The following is a 20,491-nucleotide window of genomic DNA, read 5'->3' on the forward strand; positions in this document are numbered from 1 at the left end:
ATCGCCGCCGCCCACCTGGCGGCCGCCCTGCCTCGACGGTGGAGACATGTTCAGGCAGTAGCAGCTAAGGCCGCTAAGGTCGGACAGTCCGCAGCAGCTGCGCCTCGGCGCTGCGCGCGTAACCACCGACCAGCGCCCCGGCCTCGGCAAGCTGGGCGCGGGTGAGCAGCACGTCGCGGGCGTGCGGATAGGGTGCCCGGGGCTCGGAGTGCAGGTCGTCGCCGTCGTCCCAGATGGCGACCAGACCGAGGCGGTCCACCGGGGCGAACATCGCCGCCCGGGTGCCGATCACCACCGGCACCTGCCCCCGGCGGGCAGCGAGGAACGCGCGGTAGCGGCGCGCCGGCCCGAGCGCGGCCGTGAGGCTGACGTGCCGTCCCTCCCCGAGGACGGCGGTGAGCGCGGCGTCCAGCCGGTCGAGGTCGCGGGCGTCGGGCACCACGACGACAGCGCCGCGCCCCCCGGCCACGGTGGCGGCCACCGCGTCGGCGTAGCGGGCCGCCCAGTCCTCGCCCGGCAGCGCCGACCAGACCGCGCGGGGAGCCCGCCCGTCGGTGAGCGCCCGCAGCAGCGCGGGACCGGTCGGGTAGTCCCCCCACCCGCGCGGGTCGACCACCGCCTCCTCGGCGACCGCCGTCGGAGCCGGCTGGTCGTCGCGGGGTTCCTTCTCCACCCGGGCGTGCCGGGGCGGCACGGCGAGCCGGAGCACGTCGGCGAGGTTGCCCGCGTACCGGTCGGCGACCGCGCGGGCCAGCCCGGCGATCTCGGGTGCCAGCACCGGTTCCGGCGAAACCACCTTCTCCAGGTACGCGAGGCGGCCGGTGTGCCCGGAGTCGTCGGCGCGGGACAGCAACCACCCGTCGACGAGCTGCCCGGCGAAGCGCACCTTCACCCGGGTGCCGGGCACCGCCACCTCGTCCAGCTCGGCCGGCACCAGGTAGTCGAACGGCCGGTCCAGGTGCGCCAGTCCGACATCCACGCAGACGCGCGCGACCGGCGACCCATCCGCGGGTCGCCGGTCGCTACGCCTGGTGGCGGTCAGGCTCCCGCGGCCGACTTGAGGTCGGCGGCCCGGTCGGTGCTCTCCCAGGTCAGGTCCGGCAACTCGCGGCCGAAGTGGCCGTACGCGGCGGTCTGCTGGTAGATCGGGCGGAGCAGGTTGAGGTCCCGGATGATCGCGGCCGGACGCAGGTCGAACACCTCGGTGACGGCCTTCTCGATCGAGGAGACCGGCACGGTCTCGGTGCCGAACGTCTCGATGAACAGGCTGACCGGGTGCGCCTTGCCGATGGCGTAGGCGACCTGAGCCTCGCACCGCTCGGCCAGGCCGGCGGCGACCACGTTCTTGGCGACCCAGCGCATGGCGTACGCGGCCGACCGGTCCACCTTCGACGGGTCCTTGCCGGAGAACGCGCCACCGCCGTGGCGGGCGTACCCGCCGTAAGTGTCGACGATGATCTTTCGGCCGGTGAGCCCGGCGTCACCCATGGGGCCGCCGATCTCGAACCGCCCGGTCGGGTTGACCAGCAGCCGGTAGCCCTCGGTGTCCAGACCGAGGCTCTCCAGCTCCGGGGCGATGACGTGGTCACGCACGTCCGGGGTGAGCAGCGAGTCCAGGGAGATGTCAGCGGCGTGCTGGCTGGACACGACGACGGTGTTCAGCCGGACCGGGCGCAGCCCCTCGTACTCGATGGTGACCTGGGTCTTGCCGTCCGGGCGCAGGTAGGGGATCGTGCCGTCCTTGCGGACCGCGGCGAGCCGGCGGGCCAGTCGGTGCGCGAGGGCGATCGGCAGCGGCATCAGCTCGGGAGTCTCCGAGCAGGCGAAGCCGAACATCATGCCCTGGTCGCCGGCGCCCTGCGCGTCCAGCGCGCTCTCCGACGCCCCGGTACGCAGCTCGAAGGCGTTGTCCACGCCCTGCGCGATGTCCTCGGACTGCGCGCCGATGGAGACGCTGACCCCGCAGGAGGCCCCGTCGAAGCCCTTCTTCGACGAGTCGTAGCCGATGTCGAGGATGGTCCGACGGACGATCGTCGGGATGTCGGCGTACGCCTTGGTGGTCACCTCGCCGGCGATGTGCACCTGGCCGGTGGTGATCATGGTCTCGACCGCCACCCGGCTGTGCGGATCCTCGGCCAGCAGCGCGTCGAGGATGCCATCGCTGATCTGGTCGGCGATCTTGTCCGGGTGGCCTTCCGTGACCGATTCGGACGTGAAGAGACGGCGTGTCACGGCACTCCTAAGCGTGTGAGGTCGTTCCGCGGCAGTCTAATCACCACTGCGGCTGGTGTCGGGATCGGTCGCGCCCTTTACCACCCGTCAGGAACTGCCGGGTAGCCGCGCCACGACGAGATCCCATACCGCGTCGGCCACGGACTCCTTGGCCTGCTCGGGCAGATGGGCGACCGAGCCGTCCGCGCCGATGACCGTCACCGTGTTGGTGTCGGCGCCGAAGACCAGGTCCGGACCGACCTCGTTGATCACGATGAGGTCGGCCCGTTTCCGGGCGAGTTTCGCCCGGCCGTTGGCTTCGGCGTCGCCGGTCTCGGCGGCGAACACCACGAGCAGTTGCTCCGGTCGCTTGCGCTGGCCGAGCTCCGCCGCGATGTCGGGGTTCGTCACGAGGTCGATGGTGGGCGCGATGCCATCGTCGGACTTCTTGATTTTGCCAGGCGCGTACGTGGCCGGCCGGAAATCGGCCGGAGCCGCCGCCATCACCACCGCGTCGGCCTCGACGGCGGCCTTGACCGTCGCCTCCCGCAACTCGGCAGTGGTGCCGACCCGGATCAGGTCGACGCCGGCGGGGTCGGGTAGAGACACGTTGGCCGCGATCAGTGTGACCTGGGCGCCCCGGGCGACGGCGGCGCGGGCGAACGCGTACCCCTGCTTGCCGGAGGAACGGTTACCCAGGAAGCGGACCGGGTCCAACGGCTCCCGGGTGCCACCCGCGGTGACGACCACCCGGCGGCCGGCCAGGTCGGCGGGGGCGGAGCCGCCCCGGGCCAGCACCTGCCGGGCGACGGCGAAGATCTCCGCCGGGTCGGGCAGCCGCCCCTTGCCGGTGTCGGCGCCGGTGAGCCGGCCGACGGCGGGGTCGAGGACCCGCACACCCCGGGAGCGCAGCGTGGCGACGTTGGCCACGGTGGCCGGGTGCTCCCACATCTCGGTGTGCATGGCCGGGGCGAGCAGCACCGGGCAGCGGGCGGTCAGCAGGGTGTTGGTCAGCAGGTCGTCGGCGAGCCCGTGGGCGGCCTTCGCGAGCAGGTCGGTGGTGGTCGGCGCGACCACCACCAGATCGGCCTGCTTACCGAGGCGGACGTGCGGCACCTCGTGGACGTCGGTCCAGACGTCGTCGGCGACGGGCTGACCGGAGAGCGCCGCCCAGGTCGGCGCCCCGACGAACCGGAGCGCCGACGCGGTCGGCACGACCCGAACCCGGTGGCCGGATTCGGTGAAGAGTCGCAGCAGCTCGCACGCCTTGTAGGCGGCGATGCCGCCGCCGACCCCGAGGACGATCGAGGCGGACATCGGCCAGCGCGGGCTTACGGCTGATCGGTCGGCTCGGCGGTGAGCAGGCCCGAGTTGATCTCGCGCATGGCGATGGAGAGGGGCTTCTCCTGGGGGGTGGTCTCGACGAGCGGGCCGACGTACTCCAGCAGACCCTCACCGAGCTGGCTGTAGTAGGCGTTCACCTGGCGCGCGCGCTTGGCGGCGAAGATGACCAGCGCGTACTTCGACGTCGTCTTCTCGAGGAGCTCGTCGATCGGCGGGTTGGTGATGCCTTCGGGGTTGGCGATGGATCCCACGAATTAACCTCTGCGTCTTTCGAGCCGCGCGAACGCGGTGCTGAGTCTCAACGGCGGCCGACCGTCAGCCACGCACGCGCGACCAGGTCGGATCCGGATAAGAAGAACCGAGTAAGCCTACCAGCTCTTCGACGACCCGCTCGGTGAGGTCGTGCGTCAGCGTGTGCTCGAAGGCCGCCGCCACCTGGGCGTCGGGTCGGTAACCGGGTGGGCTCAGCAGCACCAGCCGGGAGTCCGGCAGGCGCGCGCGCACCAGCGGAGTGCCGGGCAGGTCGAGCGGGAGGAGCACCGGTTGCCCGGCGTCGAGCCGGGCACGCAATGGTGGATACGGGGTGCCCCGGCGGTACGAGCCGATCCGGGACCACTCCAGCAGCTCGCCCGCGACGAGCCGACGGTCGAACTCGGCCGGAGCGAGGAAGACGCGGTCAACCCCGTCGATCTCCGACTCGCGGCGCGGCCGTGTGGTCGCCGGTACGGGCAACCACACGGACGGAGAACGCGCCCGGACGAGCTCGACGACACTCTCCCTGCCGGAACCCGAAGGTCCAGCCAGGACAGTGAGCCGAGCCGCCGGGCGCGCCTCGTCATCCGTGCTCACTGCTTGTTTCTACACGCTGCCAGGTTCAGTTGGCGGCGAACTCTCCAAGCAGTGCCTTGCGCTGCTGCTCGCCGAGGCCACGCAGGCGACGGCTGTCGGCGATCTTGAGCTTCTCCATGATCTGGGTAGCCCGGATCTTGCCGATGCCCGGCATGGCCTGCAGGACGGCCGAAACCTTGAGCTTGCCGACGACGTCGTCGCTCTCGGCGCGCTCAAGGACAGCACCGAGGGTGGTCTTGCCCTGCTTGAGCTGCTCCTTCAGCTGAGCACGGGCCTTGCGGATCTCCGCGGCCTTCTCGAGCGCGGCAGCGCGTTGTTCGGGGGTCAGTGACGGGAGCGGCACCAGTTCTCCTCAGGTCCCTATCGCGGCGGGCGGGGCGCACCGCCGCATCTGTGAAACGTGGTGTCGCTGTGAACCAAGGGGTCCGTGGTTCCCAGCGCGGGGAAAACTAGCGGTCAACGGAGCTTTCGGCAACGTGGGGGGCCCATGATCAACGGAAAGTGACCGACCCATCAGTCAGTCAGAGGGCAGGCAGAACGGCCCGGCAGTCGGCCAACACCCGGTCCGCGGCGGCCCGCAGGGCAGCGACGTCGGGGCCTGCCGAGAGCACCTCCCGGGAGTACGACGGGAGCACCGAGGCGAGGCTCGAACCGAAGACGGTCCGCAGATCGGCTGCCCCGCCACCCTGCGCGCCGAGGCCCGGGGCGAGCAGTGGACCCCCCACGCCGGACAGGTCGTGACCGGTGTCGCCGATGGTCGCACCGACCACCAGACCGAAGCTCCCGAGCGGGGTCGCACCCTTGTTGAGCTGGGAAATCTCGTCGATCACGGTCTGCGCCACGGTGCGGCCGTCGGCCGTACGGGCCTGCTGCACGGCCGCGCCCTCGGGGTTGGAGGTGAGGGCCAGCACGAACACGCCGCCGCCGTGCTCGGCGGCCAGCTCGAACATCGGGGCCAGCGAACCGACGCCGAGGTAGGGGCTCGCGGTGACCGCGTCGACATACAGAGGGCTGGATGGATCAAGGTACGCCGAGGCGTACGCGCTCACCGTCGAGCCGATGTCGCCGCGTTTGACGTCAAGGAGAACGAGCGAGCCAGCATCTCGTAACTGTCGGATAGTTGACTCAAGAATGGCCACGCCGTGGGACCCGAACCGCTCGAAAAAGGCCGACTGAGGCTTGACCACCGCAACCCGGTCACCGAGGGCTTCCACGACGGTCCGGGTGAAGCGGTCAAGACCCTGGACGTCGTCGGCGAGGCCCCAACGGGCCAGCAGACCGGGATGCGGGTCGATGCCCACACAGAGCGGCCCCCGCTCGGCGACCGCCCGGTGCAGCCGGGTTCCGAAGCTCTCCATCCGGTGCTCCCTCTCTCTTCTCGCCCGGGCGGCGACGCGCCTCCCGGGGTGTACCCGTGGGTTCAGCCGGCCGCCACGGCCGCCGCCACGCCGGCAGCGATCCGGGCCAGGTCGGCGTCGTCGGTGACGTACGGCGGCATCGTGTAGACCAGATCCCGGAACGGGCGCAGCCACACCCCCTGCCCGGCGGCGGCGGCGGTGGCCGCGCCGAGGTCGACCTCGTGATCCAACTGGACCACCCCGATCGCGCCGAGCACCCGCACGTCGGCGACGCCCGGCGTACCGCGCAGCGGCTCCAGGCCGGCGCGCAGGCCGGCGCCGACCCTGGCGACCTGCCCCGCCCAGTCCCCGGCCCGCAGCAGACCGATGGAGGCGTTGGCCACCGCGCAGGCCAGGGGGTTGCCCATGAACGTGGGCCCATGCGCCAGCACACCGGCGGCGGAGATGCCCCGGGCGATCTCCGGGGTGCAGAGCGTCGCCGCGAGCGTCAGGTAGCCCCCGGTGAGCGCCTTGCCCACGCACAGCACGTCCGGGGTCACCCCGGCGTGCTCGGCGGCGAACATCGCACCGGTACGGCCGAACCCGGTGGCGATCTCGTCGAAGATCAACAGCACTCCGTGGGCGCGGGTCACCTCGCGCAGCACCCGGAGGTAACCCGGGTGGTGGAAGCGCATCCCGCCGGCGCCCTGGACGACCGGCTCGACGATCACGGCGGCCAGTTCGTGGGCGTACCGCTCGACGGTCTCCACCAGCGCCGCCACGTACGCGTCGTCGGGTGGGTCGTCGAAGCCGCCCGGCGGCACCGGGGCGAACACCTGGCGGGGCAGCACGTCGCCCCAGAGGTGGTGCATCCCGCCCTCCGGGTCGCAGACGCTCATCGGGTGGAACGTGTCACCGTGGTAGCCGCCCCGCCAGGTCGCCAACCGACACCGTTGCGGCTGCCCGACGGCCCGCTGGTACTGCAGGCACATCTTCACCGCCACCTCGACGCTGACCGACCCGGAGTCGGCCAGGAACACGTGCTCCAGGCCCTCCGGCGACAGCTCGACCAGGGTGCGGGCGAGCTGCACGGCGGGCTCGTGGGTGAGCCCGCCGAACATCACGTGGCTCATCCGTCCGAGCTGGTCGGTGACTGCCGCGTCCAGCACCGGGTGCCGGTACCCGTGGATCGCCGCCCACCAGGACGACATCCCGTCCACCAGCTCACGGCCGTCGGCCAGCCGCAGGCGTACGCCCTCGGCGCTGTGCACCACGTATGGCGGGTTCGCCGGCGGCAGTGCCGCGTACGGATGCCAGACATGGTCCCGGTCGACGGCCAGGATCTCCTCGGGGGTCACGCGTACTCCTTTCGGGGCGCGAACCGGCCGGACGGCGGTCGTCCTTCGGCCGGTCGAACCGGTCCATCGCCGCCTTTGCTCTGCACCCACGGACGCGACACCTCAGGGCGCCACGCCTCAGGGCGCGACACCCGGCGGCCGGGTGTCACGCTCCGGCGGGCGGTGGTGCACCGACGGGTGCAGAGCAACCGGGCGGCGGCGGTGATGGTGGTGGCGGTGGTGCACCCATGGGTGCAGAGCAACCGACTGACGGCTGTGGTGCATCCGCGGGTGCAGAGCAAAGGGCCCGTAGCAGGGGTGGTCTCCTTGGCGCGGAGCCGGCTCGGCACCGGGTCGGGCCGGGCCGGCACCACGCCGCGTGCGGTCACCGGCCGGCGACCGGATCCGGTGTCACCGCCGTGGCACTCGCCCGGGCGGCAGCCCGGACCAGGGCCGGGCCCCGGTAGATGAAGCCGGTGTAGAGCTGCACCAGGGAGGCTCCGGCGTCGAACATCCGAGTGGCGTCGTCCGGGTCGAGCACCCCACCGACGCCGATGATGGGCAGCCGACCACCGGTCTCGCGATGTACGAAGGCCACCACCTCCCGGGCGCGGCCGGTCAACGGCCGACCGGAGAGACCACCGGCCTGCTCGCCGCGCTCGGCGTCCACGGCGGCGAGCCCGTCGCGGGACAGCGTGGTGTTGGTGGCGATCACCCCGGCGGCGCCCCGAGCCAGGCAGACCTCCAGCAGTTCGGCGATCGCCGCCTCGGTCAGATCAGGGGCGATCTTGACCAGCACCGGCTTCTCCCCCACCAACGCGCCGAGCAGCGCGTCCAGGTGGGAGCGGTCCTGCAGAGAGCGCAGGCCCGGAGTGTTTGGTGAGGACACGTTCACCGCGAAGTAGTCACCGTGCCCGCGCAGCGCCCGGTACGAGGCGAGGTAGTCCTCGACCGCCTCGTCGAGCGGGGTCACCTTGGACTTGCCCAGCGAGATGCCCAACGGCACCCCGAGCGGGCGCGGCAGCGCCGCCAGCCGGGCGGCCAACGCGGCGGCGCCGGCGTTGTTGAAGCCCATCCGGTTGACCACCGCCTCGCTGGCCGGCAGGCGGAACAGCCGTGGTCGCGGGTTGCCCGGCTGTGCGTGCGCGGTGACAGTGCCGACCTCGACGAAACCGAAGCCCAGCGCCGGCCAAGCCGGCAACGCCGCGCCGTCCTTGTCCATGCCGGCGGCCAACCCGACCGGGTTGGGGAACCGCACGCCGAACACCGTGCGCGGCGCGTCGACCGCGTACCGGGCCCGCAGCGCGGCCAGGGCGGCCGGGCGCCGCGACACGGCGGCCAACCGCCGCAGGGTCCACTCGTGCGCCGCCTCGGCGTCCCCACCCCTGAGCCGGAACAACCCGGGTCGTACGACCCGCTCGAACACTGTCACTGGGCCGCCCGCAGGGTGGCGTGCAGGTCCTGCAGCGGGCGTACCCGCATGTCGCCCCGGATCCGCGCCTCGATGCCCATCACGGCCGCGGCGGCCCCGGGCACTGTGGTGATGCAGGGGATGTCCGCCGTGACGGCCGCGCTGCGGATCTCGTAGCCGTCGGAGCGGGCGCTGGCGCCCGAACCCTGTGGCGTGTTGATCACCAGCGCCACGTGGCCGCCCCCGATCAGCGACACCGCGTCGTCGCCCTCGCCCGCCTGGTAGTGCTTGCGGATCTGCTCGCAGGCGATGCCGTGCCTGCGCAGCACCTCGGCCGTGCCGGTGGTCGCGACGATCTCGAAGCCCAGATCGGCCAGTCGCTTGATCGGGAAGATCATGCCGCGCTTGTCCCGGTTGGCCACCGACACGAAGATCTTCCCGCCGGTCGGCAGCGACCCGTACGCGGCCGACTGGCTCTTGGCGAACGCGTGCCCGAAGTTGGTGTCGATGCCCATCACCTCGCCCGTCGACTTCATCTCCGGGCCGAGCAGCGAATCGATCCCCTTGCCGGAGCGGGTCCGGAAACGCTTGAACGGCAGCACCGCCTCCTTGACCGCGACCGGCGCGTCGGCGGGCATCGTGCCCCCGTCACCGGTCGCCGGCAGCAGACCCTCGGCGCGCAGCTCGGCGATGCTCGCGCCGAGCGCGATCCGCGCCGCCGCCTTGGCCAGCGGCACCGCCGTCGCCTTGGAGACGAACGGAACGGTCCGCGACGCCCGCGGGTTGGCCTCCAGGACATAGAGCACGTCGTCCTTGAGCGCGTACTGCACGTTGAGCAGGCCACGGACGCCGACGCCACGCGCGATGGCCTCGGTGTAGCGGCGGACCTCGGCCAGGTGCGAGCCCGCGAGGGTGATCGGCGGCAACGCGCAGGACGAGTCGCCGGAGTGGATGCCGGCCTCCTCGATGTGCTCCATCACGCCGCCGATGTAGACCTCGCCGTCGGCGTCGCAGAGCGCGTCCACGTCGATCTCGATGGCGTCGTCGAGGAACCGGTCCACCAGCACCGGGTGGTCCGGGGAGATGTCGGTGGCCCTGCCGATGTAGTCGCGCAGCGTCGGGTCGTCGTAGACGATCTCCATGCCCCGCCCGCCCAGCACGTACGACGGCCGGACCAGCACCGGGTAGCCGATCTCGTCGGCGATCGTCTTGGCCTCGTCGTACGAGGTGGCCATGCCGTGCGCGGGCGCACGCAGCCCGGCCCGGGCCAGCACCGCGCCGAACGCGCCGCGCTCCTCGGCCAGGTGGATCGACTCCGGGGAGGTGCCGACGATCGGCACACCGGCGTCCTTGAGCCGCTGCGCCAGCCCCAGCGGGGTCTGACCACCGAGCTGCACGACCACCCCGACCACGCCCGGCCCGCCGGCAGCCCGGCCGGACGAGTCCTCGGCGTGCCAGACCTCCAGGACGTCCTCGAACGTCAGCGGCTCGAAGTAGAGCCGGTCGGCGGTGTCGTAGTCGGTGGAGACGGTCTCCGGGTTGCAGTTGACCATGACGGTCTCAAAACCGGTGCCTGCGGCACCGGAACCGGACGCAGCGGCTGCACCGATCGGCGCGCTTCGCAGCGCTTGTACCGCGTGCACGCAGGAGTAGTCGAACTCGATGCCCTGACCGATCCGGTTCGGGCCGGAGCCCAGGATCAGCACCTTCGGCCGGTTCGACGGCACGACCTCGGTCTCCAGGTCGTACGTCGAGTAGTGGTACGGAGTCGTCGCCTCGAACTCGGCCGCGCAGGTGTCCACCGTCTTGTAGACCGGACGCACGTCGAGGCGGTGCCGCAGGGTGCGTACGCCGTCCTCGGCGGCCAACTCCGGGCGCAGCGCGGCGAGCTGACGGTCGGACAGGCCGGCCCGCTTGGCCTGGCGCAGCAGGTCGGCGTCGAGCACCGGAGCGTCCACGATCTCCGCGCGCAGCTCGATCAGCGCGGCGATCTGGTCGAGGAACCACGGGTCGATCCCGCCGGAGGCTTCGGCGACCTCGGCGATCGACGCGCCGAGGCGCAGCGCCCGCTCCACCGTGTACAGCCGGCCGTCGTGCGGGATCCGCAACGCGGCGAGGGTGTCCGCGAGGGTGACGCCCTCCGGGTCGGGCTGCGTCCAGAAACCGGCCGACTTGGTTTCCATCGAGCGCATGGCCTTGTTCAACGCCTCGGTGAAGTTACGCCCGAGGCTCATCGCCTCGCCCACCGACTTCATCGTGGTGGTCAGCTCCGGGTCCGCGCCGGGGAACTTCTCGAACGCGAACCGGGGGATCTTCACCACCACGTAGTCCAGGGTCGGCTCGAAGGCCGCCGGGGTCTTCAGGGTGATGTCGTTGGGGATCTCGTCGAGGGTGTAACCGATGGCCAGCTTCGCGGCGATCTTCGCGATCGGGAAGCCGGTCGCCTTGGAGGCCAGCGCCGAGGAACGGGACACCCGGGGGTTCATCTCGATCACGACGATCCGGCCGTCGACCGGGTTGACCGCGAACTGGATGTTGCAGCCACCGGTGTCCACCCCGACCTCGCGGAGCACGGCGATGCCCAGGTCACGCAGGCGCTGGTACTCCCGGTCGGTGAGCGTCATGGCCGGGGCCACTGTGACGCTGTCGCCGGTGTGCACGCCCATCGGGTCGACGTTCTCGATCGAGCAGACCACCACCACGTTGTCGTGCCGGTCGCGCATCAGCTCGAGCTCGTACTCCTTCCAACCGAGCACGCTCTCCTCGATGAGCACCTCGTGCACCGGGCTGGCGGCGAGACCATCGCCGGCGATGCGGGCCAGGTCCTCCGAGGTGTGCGCCATGCCGGAACCCAGGCCACCCATGGTGAACGACGGCCGGATCACCACCGGCAGGCCCAGCTCGGCGACTGTCGCCTCGACCTCCTCCATCGAGTGGCAGACCCGGGAGCGGGGCACCAGCCCGTTCGGGTCCTCGACACCCAGGCGTACGCCGGCCTTCGCCACGATCTCCTTGAACAGCTGCCGGTCCTCGCCGCGGTTGATGGCGTCGATGTTCGCGCCGATCAACTCCACGCCGTACTTCTCCAGGATGCCGCCCTCGTGCAGGGCGACCGCCGTGTTCAGCGCGGTCTGCCCGCCGAGGGTCGCCAGGATCGCGTCCGGGCGTTCCTTGGCGATGACCAGCTCCACGAACTCCGGGGTGATCGGCTCGACGTAGGTCGCGTCGGCGAACTCCGGGTCCGTCATGATCGTGGCCGGGTTGGAGTTGACCAGGCTGACCCGGATCCCCTCACTGCGCAGCACCCGACAGGCCTGGGTGCCGGAGTAGTCGAACTCGCAGGCCTGCCCGATGACGATCGGCCCCGAGCCGATCACCAGGATGTGCTTGAGATCGGTCCGCTTAGGCATTGCTGCGCCCCTTGCTGTGGGTCTTGCCTTCGATCAGTTCCGCGAAACGGTCGAAGAGGTAGTCAGCGTCGTGCGGGCCGGCCGCCGCCTCCGGGTGGTACTGGACCGTGAACGCGGGTACGTCCACCGCCCGCAGCCCCTCGACCACGTTGTCGTTGAGGCAGACGTGCGACACCCGCACGCCACCGAAGTCCGTGTCGATCACCTGGTCGGGAACCACCGCGCCGGCGCCCGCACCGGGCACCTCGACCGCGAAGCCGTGGTTGTGGCTGGTCACCTCGACCTTGCCGGTGGCCCGGTCGAGCACCGGCTGGTTGATCCCGCGGTGGCCGTAGCCCAGCTTGTAGGTGCCGAAGCCGAGCGCCCGCCCGAGGATCTGACTGCCGAAGCAGATGCCGAACAGCGGCACCTCCCGCCGCAGCGCCTCCCGGGCCAGCGCCACCGGGCCGTCGGCAGTGGCCGGGTCGCCGGGGCCGGGCGACAGGAAGATCGCGTCGGCGCCGGTGGCCAGGAGCTGCTCGATCGTCGACGAGGCCGGCAGCACGTGGGTGGTCACCCCACGCGTGGCGAGCCGACGGGGCACGTTGCGCTTGATGCCGAGATCCAGCGCCGCCACGGTGAACCGGTGCTCGCCGAGGGCCTCGACGACGTACGGCTCGGCGGTGGTCACCTCGGCGGACAGGTCCGCGCCGGTCATCTGCGGTGCCTGCCGGACCCGGGCCAGCAGGCTCTGCGGGTCCTTCTCGACGCTGGAGATGCCCACCCGCATGGCGCCCCGCTCCCGCAGGTGCCGGGTCAACGCCCGGGTGTCCACCCCGCTGATGCCCACCACACCCTCGGTGGCGAGCCGGTCCTCGAGGCCGCCGGTGGCCCGCCAGTTCGAGCCGATCCGGGCCGGGTCGCGCACGACGTAACCGGCCACCCAGATCCGGCCGGACTCGTCGTCCTCGCCGTTGACGCCGGTGTTGCCGATGTGCGGCGCGGTCTGCACCACCACCTGCCGGTGGTACGACGGGTCGGTGAGCGTCTCCTGGTAGCCGGTCATGCCGGTGTTGAAGACCGCCTCGCCGAAGGTCTCCCCGACGCTGCCGTACGCCTCGCCGGGGAACGTGCGCCCGTCCTCGAGTACGAGGATCGCGGGCCTGCGCTTGGCCATTACTTGACTGCCTTTCCGTCCAGGACCGTCGGCTCGCCGCGCAGGAAGGTCGCCACGATGCGACCCGGCAACGTCATGCGGGCGTACGGGGTGTTGCGACTGCGACTGGCCAGCTCCGCCGGTTCGATGGTGCGGCGGGCGGCCGGGTCGACCACTGTCAGGTTGGCCGGCACGCCGGGTGCCGGGTCGACGCCGTGCCCGGTCAACCCCGCGATCCGGGCGGGGGTACGCGACATCCGCTCGGCGATCAGGTCCCACTCGGGGCCGAGCACGTCGAGCGCGATGGACAGGGCCGTCTCCAGACCGAGCATCCCCGGCCGGGCGTACGCCCACTCGCACTCCTTGTCCTCCACGGCGTGCGGGGCGTGGTCGGTGGCGATGATGTCGATCACCCCGTCGGCGAGCGCGGCGCGCAACGCGGCGATGTCCGCGGCCGTCCGCAGCGGCGGGTTGACCTTGAAGACCGGGTCGTAGGTCTCGGCGCGCTCGTCGGTGAGCAGCAGGTGGTGCGGGGTTACCTCGGCGGTGACGCGTACCCCGCGTGACTTTGCCTGGCGCAGCACCTCGACGCTGCCGGCGGTGGAGACGTGGCAGACGTGCAGTCGGCTGCCGACGTGTTCGGCGAGCAGCACGTCGCGGGCGATGATCGCCTCCTCGGCGACCGCCGGCCAGCCGATCAGCCCGAGCCGGGTGGAGACCTCACCCTCGTGCATCTGGGCGCCCTCGGTGAGCCGGGGCTCCTCGGCGTGCTGGGCGATGATCCCGTCGAACGCCTTGACGTACTCCAGGGCGCGACGCATCAGCTTCGGGTCGGCGACGCAGTGCCCGTCGTCGGAGAAGATCCGCACCCGGGCCGCGGAATCGGCCATCGCGCCCAGCTCGGCCAGGCGCTCGCCGGCCAGCCCGACGGTGACCGCGCCGATCGGTTGCACGTCGACCAGGCCGGCCTCCCGGCCGAGCCGCCAGACCTGCTCGACCACACCGGCGGTGTCCGCCACCGGGGAGGTGTTGGCCATGGCGCAGACCGCCGTGTAGCCGCCGAGTGCGGCGGCGCGGGATCCGGACTCGACGGTCTCGGCGTCCTCCCGACCGGGTTCGCGCAGGTGGGTGTGCAGGTCGACCAGGCCGGGCAGGGCGACCAGCCCGGTGCCGTCGACGACTGTGGCGTCCGGCGCGGACAGGCCGTCGGCGACCTCGGCGACCACGCCGTCGCGGATCAGCAGGTCGGTCGGCGGGCCACCGACGACGCTCACGTTGGTGATCAGGTACGCGCTCACCGGTTGTTCCCTCCGAGCAGCAGGTAAAGGACAGCCATCCGCACGGAGACCCCGTTGGTGACCTGTTCGACGATCGTGGAGCGGGGTGAGTCGGCGACCTCGGCGGTGATCTCCATCCCCCGGTTCATCGGGCCGGGGTGCATGACGATCGCGTGCTCGGGCAGCCGGCGCATCCGGGGGCCGTCCAGCCCGTAGCGGCGGGCGTACTCGCGCGCGGAGGGGAAGTAGGAGTCGTTCATCCGTTCCCGCTGCACCCGCAGCATCATCACCACGTCCACGTTGGGCAGCACGGAGTCGAGGTCGTAGGAGACGTCGGTACCGGGGGCGAGGGCTCCGGCGATGTCGACCGGGATGAGTGTCGGCGGGCCGACCAGGGTGACCTTGGCGCCGAGGGTGGAGAGCAGCAGCACGTTGGAGCGGGCGACGCGGGAGTGCAGGACGTCCCCGACCACGGCGACCGACAGGCCGGCCAGCCGGCCCAGCCGGGCCCGCATGGTGTACGCGTCCAGCAGCGCCTGGGTGGGGTGCTCGTGGGTGCCGTCGCCGGCGTTGACGACCGAACCGTCGACCCAGTTGGCCAGTCGGTGCGGAGCGCCGGAGGCGGGGTGCCGGACGACGACGGCGTCGGCGCCCATGGCCTGCAGGGTCAACGCGGTGTCCTTCAGGCTCTCGCCCTTGGTGACGCTGGACCCCTTCGCGGAAAAGTTGATCACGTCGGCGCTGAGGCGCTTCGCCGCCGCCTCGAACGAGATCCGGGTACGGGTGGAGTCCTCGTAGAAGAGGTTCACCACGGTCCGGCCGCGCAGCGCGGGCAGCTTCTTGATCTCCCGGCCGGCGACGGTGGCCATCTCGGCGGCGGTGTCCAGGATCTCGGTGGCGGTGGCGGCGTCCAGGTCCGCGCCGGAGAGCAGATGCTTGATCACTCTGCTGGCCTTTCGTTCGCGACTGCGGGGCTCCGCTGCGCTGCACTCCTCGCGCTCACTGGGCTGGTCCCCCGTAGAGCTTGACCTCGTCCACGCCGTCGATCTCGGCGAGCGTCACCTTCACGCTCTCGGCGAGCGAGGTCGGGATGTTCTTGCCGACGTAGTCGGCGCGGATCGGCAGCTCCCGGTGACCGCGATCGACCAGGACGGCGAGCTGGACGGAGGCCGGGCGGCCGACGTCGTTGAGCGCGTCGAGCGCGGCCCGGACGGTACGGCCGGAGAACAGCACGTCGTCGACGAGGATGACCCGCTTACCGTCGATGCCGCTGGACGGCAACTCGGTCGGGCCGACCGCGCGGGTGGCGTGCCGGCGCAGGTCGTCGCGGTAGAGGGTGATGTCGAGCACACCGACGGGTACGGCGACGTCCTCGAAGGTGCTGATCCGGTCGGCGAGCCGCCGCGCCAGAGGGGTACCTCTCGTGGGAATCCCAAGAAGCACCGTGTTGGCGGCACCCTGGGTCTTCTCCAGGATCTGGTGGGCGATGCGGTCGACCACGCGTTGCACGTCGGCGCTGGCGAGGATCACCTTCACCGAGGGTTGTCGCGGTGGTGACGAGCGGGCAGCCGGTGGGTATGCCACGGCGGACCTCCTTCCCCGCCTCACGGGACGGGTCGTTAAAGGATGTCGGGCACCTCCGGCCGGACCGCGGGAGCGGACCTGGGCCGGGGCTTCACGCCACGTTACCAGTGGTCACCGGGCCGATGGACGGCGGCCGCTGACCACCGGGTCAGGACCACGAAAAGGGGATAACTTCCCGGACGCTCCCCAACGGTAGGGTCACGACCACTTGACCAGGTGTCCCATTCCCCGTACCGTCACGCTCCGTAGCGATCGACGGGAGAACCCCGAGCAGCACTGGGAGTGTCCGAATGCCCTCTGAATACGCCAAGTCGCTGGGCGCCCGCCTGCGCTCCATCCGCCAGCAGCAGGGTCTCTCCCTGCAGGGTGTGGAGGAAAAGTCGAACGGGCGGTGGAAGGCCGTGGTGGTCGGCTCGTACGAGCGCGGCGACCGGGCCGTGACGGTGTCCCGCCTGGCCGAGTTGGCCGAGTTCTACCGTGTCCCCGTCTCGGAGTTGCTGCCTGACGGCAGCGGCGTCCGGCACGAGCCCACCAGCAAGATCGTCCTGGACCTGGAGCGGCTCTACGACGAGGCCTCCGAGGACCTGGCCTACGTCGCGCGCTACGCCCGCGCCATCCAGCAGCAGCGTGGTGACTACAACGGCCGGGTGCTCTCGATCCGCGCCGACGACCTGCGGGCACTCGCGATCGTGTACGACGCCTCACCGTCGGGCCTGATCGAGCGGCTCACCGAGCACGGCGTGCTGGTGGCCGACCCCCGGGCGTTCTTCGCCTCCTGAGCGACAGCTCCACCCGAAAGGGCCCGTGCCATCCGGCACGGGCCCTTTTCGATCGTGATGCCGCTTCGATCAGCGGGTGGCGTACTCGGCGATCCGGCCGAGCACCCCGTTGAGGAAGCGCGGCGAATCGTCGGTGGACATCTGCCGGGCCAGTTCCACGGCCTCGCTGATCGCCACCGCGTCGTCGATCTCGTCGACGTAGAGCAACTCGTAGACGGCGATCCGAGCCAGATTCCGGTCGACGACCGGCATCCGGTCCAGCGTCCAACCCTCGGCGTAGCTGGCGATCAGCTCGTCGATCCGGTTGAGGTGTTCGGCGACACCCTCGACCAGGCCCACCGCGTAACCCAGGTGCTCCGGTCGGGGCTGCTCGATCCGCTGCACGTACCCGGCGAGCACCTCCACCGGAGGCTTGTCCCGCAGGTCGGCCTCGTAGAGGACATCCAGCGCCCGCTTGCGCGCCTTGCGGCGCGCCGGCATCTGCTGCTTGGAACCCTCAGCCATCAGGCGCGGCCGAGGTAACGGCCGTCGCGGGTGTCGACCTTGATCTTCTCGCCGGTGGTGATGAACAGCGGCACCTGCACGGTGGCGCCGGTCTCCACGGTCGCCGGCTTGTTGCCACCGGTGGAACGGTCGCCCTGCAGGCCCGGCTCGGTGTAGGTGACCTCCAGCACGACGCTGGTGGGCAGCTCGATGTAGAGCGGCACACCCTCGTGCTGGGCGACGGTCGCCTCCGCCTCGGGCAGCAGGTAGTTGGCTGCCTCGCCGACGGTGCCACCGGGCACGGTGATCTGGTCGAAGGTCTCCAGATCCATGAAGACGAAGTCCTCGCCGTCGGCGTACAGGTACTGCATCGTGCGCTTGTCAACGGTCGCGGTCTCGACCTTGGTGCCCGCGTTGAAGGTCTTGTCGACCACCTTCCCGGACAGCACGTTCTTCAGCGTGGTGCGCACGAAGGCACCACCCTTACCGGGCTTGACGTGCTGGAACTCGACGACGGCCCAGAGCTCGCCGTCCAGGTTGAGTACCAGGCCGTTTTTGAGGTCGTTGGTGGAGGCCATTTCCTGCCTTGATCATCAATTGGCGGACAGACCTTACGAGTCTACTAGCTGCGCCGAGACTCGCTGACCGCCCTACTTCGGCGCGGACCATCCCTTGGGCATCGACACCCACGCAGGTAACGCAGAGCAACTTTCCAGGGAGGCACCCCTCCCCTGGTCGATCCCCTTTGCTTTGCATGCCTATATGCGACAGTCACGCACCGTACCGGCAGGCTGTCGCACCTGCGGCAACGCAGCTCACATATTCGCAGCTCACCGCCCTGTCGCATCCGCAGGTGCAGAGCAAAGGGAGCGAGCAGGCAGGTGCCCTAGCGCCGGGCGGGGGACGCGGAGTGACGCTCGCCGACGAGAGTCGGCGATCACAATGGGTGACATTTCACAGACCGGCGCGAAAGGCGGTGAAAGGTCGGGTGCGGCGGGCGGGAAGCCGCCGGTCAGGCGGCTCGGGCGGCCAGGTGGTGCAGTGCGAGGCGATAACCGTCGATGCCGAGGCCGCAGATCACCCCGGTCGCCACCGCGGACACCACCGAATGGTGCCGGAACTCCTCGCGGGCGTGGATGTTGGAGAGGTGCACCTCCACCAACGGCCCCCGCAGCATGGCGCAGGCGTCCCGCACAGCGTACGAGTAGTGCGACCAGGCGGCCGGGTTGAGCACCACAGCGGCGCCCTCGTCGGCTGCCCCGTGCAGCCAGCCGAGCAGCTCGTGCTCGGCGTCGGTCTGCCGGACCGTCACGTCCAGCCCCAGCTCCCGACCGGTGGCCTCGCAGAGCGCGACCAGGTCGGCGTAGGTGGTCGCGCCGTACACCTCGGGCTCGCGGGTGCCCAGCCGGCCCAGGTTCGGCCCGTTCAGGACGTAGACCTTCACGGGTTGGAAACCTCCTGGTAGGCGGCCTCCAGCAGCGCGTCGTCCGGGCCCTCCAACATCGCCGGGCGGGCCAGCCCGTCGAGCACCACGAACCGCAGCCGGCTGCCCCGGGCCTTCTTGTCCACCCGCATGGTCGCCAGCAGGCGCGGCCACGCGTCAGCCGGGTAGCTCACCGGCAGACCGAGCGCGGTCAGGGTGACCCGGTGCCGGTCGGCGGTCGGGGCGTCCAGCCGGCCGGCGAGGCGCGCCAGCGCAGCGGCGTACACCAGGCCGACAGCGACGGCGTGGCCGTGCCGCCACCGGTAGCCCTCGTTCTGCTCGATCGCGTGGGCGAGGGTGTGACCGTAGTTGAGCACCTCCCGCAACCCCGACTCGCGCAGGTCACCAGCGACCACGTCGGCCTTGACCCGGATCGCCCGCTCGATCAGCTCCCGCGTCGCCGGCCCACGCACGTCGGTGGCAGCCGCCGGATCGCGCTCGACCAGGTCGAGGATCACCGGGTCGGCGATGAAGCCGCACTTGACCACCTCGGCGAGCCCGGCCGCGACGTCGACAGCGGGCAGGCTGTCCAGGGTCGCCAGGTCGGCGAGGACCCCGACCGGCGGGTGGAACGAGCCCACCAGGTTCTTGCCGGCGGCCGTGTTGATGCCCGTCTTGCCGCCGACGGCGGCGTCGACCATGCCCAGCAGCGAGGTCGTCACCGGAACCCAGCGCACCCCGCGCAACCAGCAGGCCGCGACGAAGCCGGCCAGGTCGGTCACCGCACCGCCGCCCACCCCGACCACCGCGTCGGTGCGGGTGAACCCGGCCTCCCCGAGCCGGTCCCAACAGGCAGCGGCGACGTCGATCTGCTTGCCCGACTCGGCGTCGGGCACCTCGATCGGCAGCGGCTCGATGCCGGCGGCGCGCAGCCGCTCGCCAACCGCGTCCGCGAGGGCCTTGAGCGGGGGCGCGTGCAGCACCGCCGCCCGACTCGCCCCGGGCAGCAGGCCGGGCAGCGCGCCCAGCAGGTCACGCCCCACCAACACGTCGTACGGCCGCTCGCCGCCGACCGGAATCCGGGTCACCTCGTCCATCGCCGGCAGCCTAGTCCAGCGGGCGGCGCGGCGACGGTGTCTGTCCACCTGCTGGCCGGGCGGCCCACTCCGCCAGTCGGCGGGCGTGCTCGGCCACGGCGGTGCGCAGGGCCTCCGGCTGTCGCACGGTGAAGGGGCAGCCCAGACCGGAGAGCAGCGCGGCCATACCGGGCAGGCTCTCCGCCCGAGCCCGCAGCAGCACCCCGTCGGTGGTGGCGGTCAACTCGGCCACGCTGGGCGGGATGCGGCGACGGGCGGCGACCAGGTCGGTCTCGAGTAACACCTCCACCTCGTGCTGGTACGGCACACCAGCGAGGGACCGCGTCACCCAGGCGACCGCCTCGAAGCCGTCCGGCACGGTGAACGTCGCCTCGCCCGGCGTGACGGCGCCGATGCGGTCCAGCCGGAACGTGCGGACCTCCCCCCGCCGGTGGTCGTGGCCGGTGACATACCAACGGCCGGCGTGGAAGACCAGCCCGTACGGGTCGAGTTCCCGGTGCGAGCGCTCGCCCCGCCAGGAGCGGTAGTCCAGTGCCACCCGTTGCCGGTGTCGGGCCGCCGAGGCGAGCGTGAGCAGGGTGCCCGACGCCGGCCCGCGCTCCTGCTCCGGTCGACGCAGGGTGAAGCCCAGGTGCTCCTGCACGGCGGCGAGCCGGTCGGCGAGCGCCGCCGGCAGCACCCGGCGGATCTTCGCCAGGGCGGTGGCGGTGGCCGGCATCACCTCGCAGCAGCACGACGATCGCCTCCACGCCCTTGCGGCGCAGCTCACGGGCGTACCGGTTGGCGGTGTCGGCCTCGTCGGCGAAGGTGAGGC

19 protein-coding genes and 1 pseudogene are annotated in these 20,491 nt (G+C 71.4%); 1 reads left to right on the forward strand and 19 read right to left on the reverse strand.

The genetic code is table 11. From position 1 onward, the window contains the following. Positions 1-91: 91 nt before the first annotated feature. The 14 genes and pseudogenes from ACWCO3_RS13630 to pyrR all read right to left on the reverse strand — a co-directional run. Positions 92-979: pseudogene (locus ACWCO3_RS13630) on the reverse strand (primosomal protein N' family DNA-binding protein); the annotation flags it as partial. Positions 980-1,038: 59 nt separating this feature from the next. Beyond that, on the reverse strand, positions 1,039-2,232 hold the full coding sequence (gene metK, locus ACWCO3_RS13635; RefSeq protein ID WP_088947464.1) for a methionine adenosyltransferase: 1,194 nt from the start codon (positions 2,230-2,232) through the stop codon (positions 1,039-1,041). 87 nt (positions 2,233-2,319) lie between these two features. Continuing rightward, positions 2,320-3,528, reverse strand: coding sequence for a bifunctional phosphopantothenoylcysteine decarboxylase/phosphopantothenate--cysteine ligase CoaBC (gene coaBC / locus ACWCO3_RS13640; RefSeq protein WP_450010137.1), 1,209 nt, complete (start codon positions 3,526-3,528; stop codon positions 2,320-2,322). Between the two features lie 14 nt (positions 3,529-3,542). Beyond that, complete coding sequence (rpoZ, locus tag ACWCO3_RS13645) at positions 3,543-3,806, reverse strand: DNA-directed RNA polymerase subunit omega (RefSeq protein WP_030335666.1); 264 nt, start codon at positions 3,804-3,806, stop codon at positions 3,543-3,545. Positions 3,807-3,870: 64 nt separating this feature from the next. Beyond that, positions 3,871-4,404: a guanylate kinase gene (locus ACWCO3_RS13650; protein ID WP_450010139.1), complete on the reverse strand. Its 534-nt coding sequence runs from the start codon at positions 4,402-4,404 to the stop codon at positions 3,871-3,873. 25 nt (positions 4,405-4,429) lie between these two features. Beyond that, positions 4,430-4,747, reverse strand: coding sequence for an integration host factor, actinobacterial type (gene mihF / locus ACWCO3_RS13655; RefSeq protein ID WP_030335662.1), 318 nt, complete (start codon positions 4,745-4,747; stop codon positions 4,430-4,432). 178 nt (positions 4,748-4,925) lie between these two features. Continuing rightward, complete coding sequence (pyrF, locus tag ACWCO3_RS13660) at positions 4,926-5,762, reverse strand: orotidine-5'-phosphate decarboxylase (protein ID WP_145783702.1); 837 nt, start codon at positions 5,760-5,762, stop codon at positions 4,926-4,928. A gap of 62 nt (positions 5,763-5,824) precedes the next feature. After that, positions 5,825-7,099, reverse strand: coding sequence for an adenosylmethionine--8-amino-7-oxononanoate transaminase (locus ACWCO3_RS13665; protein ID WP_450010141.1), 1,275 nt, complete (start codon positions 7,097-7,099; stop codon positions 5,825-5,827). A 364-nt stretch (positions 7,100-7,463) separates the two neighbouring features. After that, entirely contained in the window at positions 7,464-8,510 is a 1,047-nt protein-coding gene (locus ACWCO3_RS13670; protein WP_450010143.1) for a quinone-dependent dihydroorotate dehydrogenase, read from the reverse strand. After that, positions 8,507-11,899, reverse strand: a complete 3,393-nt coding sequence (gene carB / locus ACWCO3_RS13675) for a carbamoyl-phosphate synthase large subunit (protein WP_145783707.1) — start codon at positions 11,897-11,899, stop codon at positions 8,507-8,509. The genes ACWCO3_RS13670 and carB overlap by 4 nt, the downstream gene beginning before the upstream one ends. Further along, complete coding sequence (gene carA, locus ACWCO3_RS13680; protein ID WP_145783709.1) at positions 11,892-13,055, reverse strand: glutamine-hydrolyzing carbamoyl-phosphate synthase small subunit; 1,164 nt, start codon at positions 13,053-13,055, stop codon at positions 11,892-11,894. The genes carB and carA overlap by 8 nt, the downstream gene beginning before the upstream one ends. Continuing rightward, positions 13,055-14,332, reverse strand: a complete 1,278-nt coding sequence (locus tag ACWCO3_RS13685) for a dihydroorotase (protein ID WP_145783711.1) — start codon at positions 14,330-14,332, stop codon at positions 13,055-13,057. The genes carA and ACWCO3_RS13685 overlap by 1 nt, the downstream gene beginning before the upstream one ends. Then, positions 14,329-15,255, reverse strand: coding sequence for an aspartate carbamoyltransferase catalytic subunit (locus ACWCO3_RS13690; RefSeq protein WP_145783713.1), 927 nt, complete (start codon positions 15,253-15,255; stop codon positions 14,329-14,331). Before ACWCO3_RS13690 ends, ACWCO3_RS13685 begins: the two co-directional genes overlap by 4 nt. A 55-nt stretch (positions 15,256-15,310) precedes the next feature. Further along, positions 15,311-15,895 carry a bifunctional pyr operon transcriptional regulator/uracil phosphoribosyltransferase PyrR gene (gene pyrR / locus ACWCO3_RS13695; RefSeq protein WP_145783716.1) on the reverse strand — a complete coding sequence of 195 codons (585 nt, stop codon included), beginning with the start codon at positions 15,893-15,895 and terminating at the stop codon, positions 15,311-15,313. A gap of 290 nt (positions 15,896-16,185) precedes the next feature. Between pyrR and bldD the strand changes: the two genes are divergently transcribed. Beyond that, the gene (bldD, locus tag ACWCO3_RS13700) at positions 16,186-16,674 is read left to right on the forward strand and encodes a transcriptional regulator BldD (protein ID WP_007458348.1); all 489 of its coding nucleotides are present in this window, start codon (positions 16,186-16,188) and stop codon (positions 16,672-16,674) included. Positions 16,675-16,743: 69 nt separating this feature from the next. Here the strand turns inward: bldD and nusB are convergent, their stop codons facing one another. The 5 genes from nusB to ACWCO3_RS13725 all read right to left on the reverse strand — a co-directional run bounded on the left by nusB (position 16,744) and on the right by ACWCO3_RS13725 (position 20,395). Further along, complete coding sequence (nusB, locus tag ACWCO3_RS13705; RefSeq protein ID WP_197699491.1) at positions 16,744-17,154, reverse strand: transcription antitermination factor NusB; 411 nt, start codon at positions 17,152-17,154, stop codon at positions 16,744-16,746. A gap of 23 nt (positions 17,155-17,177) precedes the next feature. Then, on the reverse strand, positions 17,178-17,735 hold the full coding sequence (gene efp, locus ACWCO3_RS13710) for an elongation factor P (RefSeq protein WP_088990319.1): 558 nt from the start codon (positions 17,733-17,735) through the stop codon (positions 17,178-17,180). A 434-nt stretch (positions 17,736-18,169) separates the two neighbouring features. Next, a complete protein-coding gene (gene aroQ / locus ACWCO3_RS13715) occupies positions 18,170-18,601 on the reverse strand; it encodes a type II 3-dehydroquinate dehydratase (protein WP_450010147.1) in 432 nt (143 codons plus the stop codon). Beyond that, positions 18,598-19,677 carry a 3-dehydroquinate synthase gene (aroB, locus tag ACWCO3_RS13720; RefSeq protein WP_450010149.1) on the reverse strand — a complete coding sequence of 360 codons (1,080 nt, stop codon included), beginning with the start codon at positions 19,675-19,677 and terminating at the stop codon, positions 18,598-18,600. The genes aroQ and aroB overlap by 4 nt, the downstream gene beginning before the upstream one ends. Before the next feature lie 10 nt (positions 19,678-19,687). Continuing rightward, positions 19,688-20,395 carry a helix-turn-helix transcriptional regulator gene (locus ACWCO3_RS13725; protein ID WP_450010151.1) on the reverse strand — a complete coding sequence of 236 codons (708 nt, stop codon included), beginning with the start codon at positions 20,393-20,395 and terminating at the stop codon, positions 19,688-19,690. Positions 20,396-20,491 lie beyond the last annotated feature (96 nt).

The sequence above is a fragment of the Micromonospora sp. NPDC002411 genome (genome assembly GCF_053592955.1).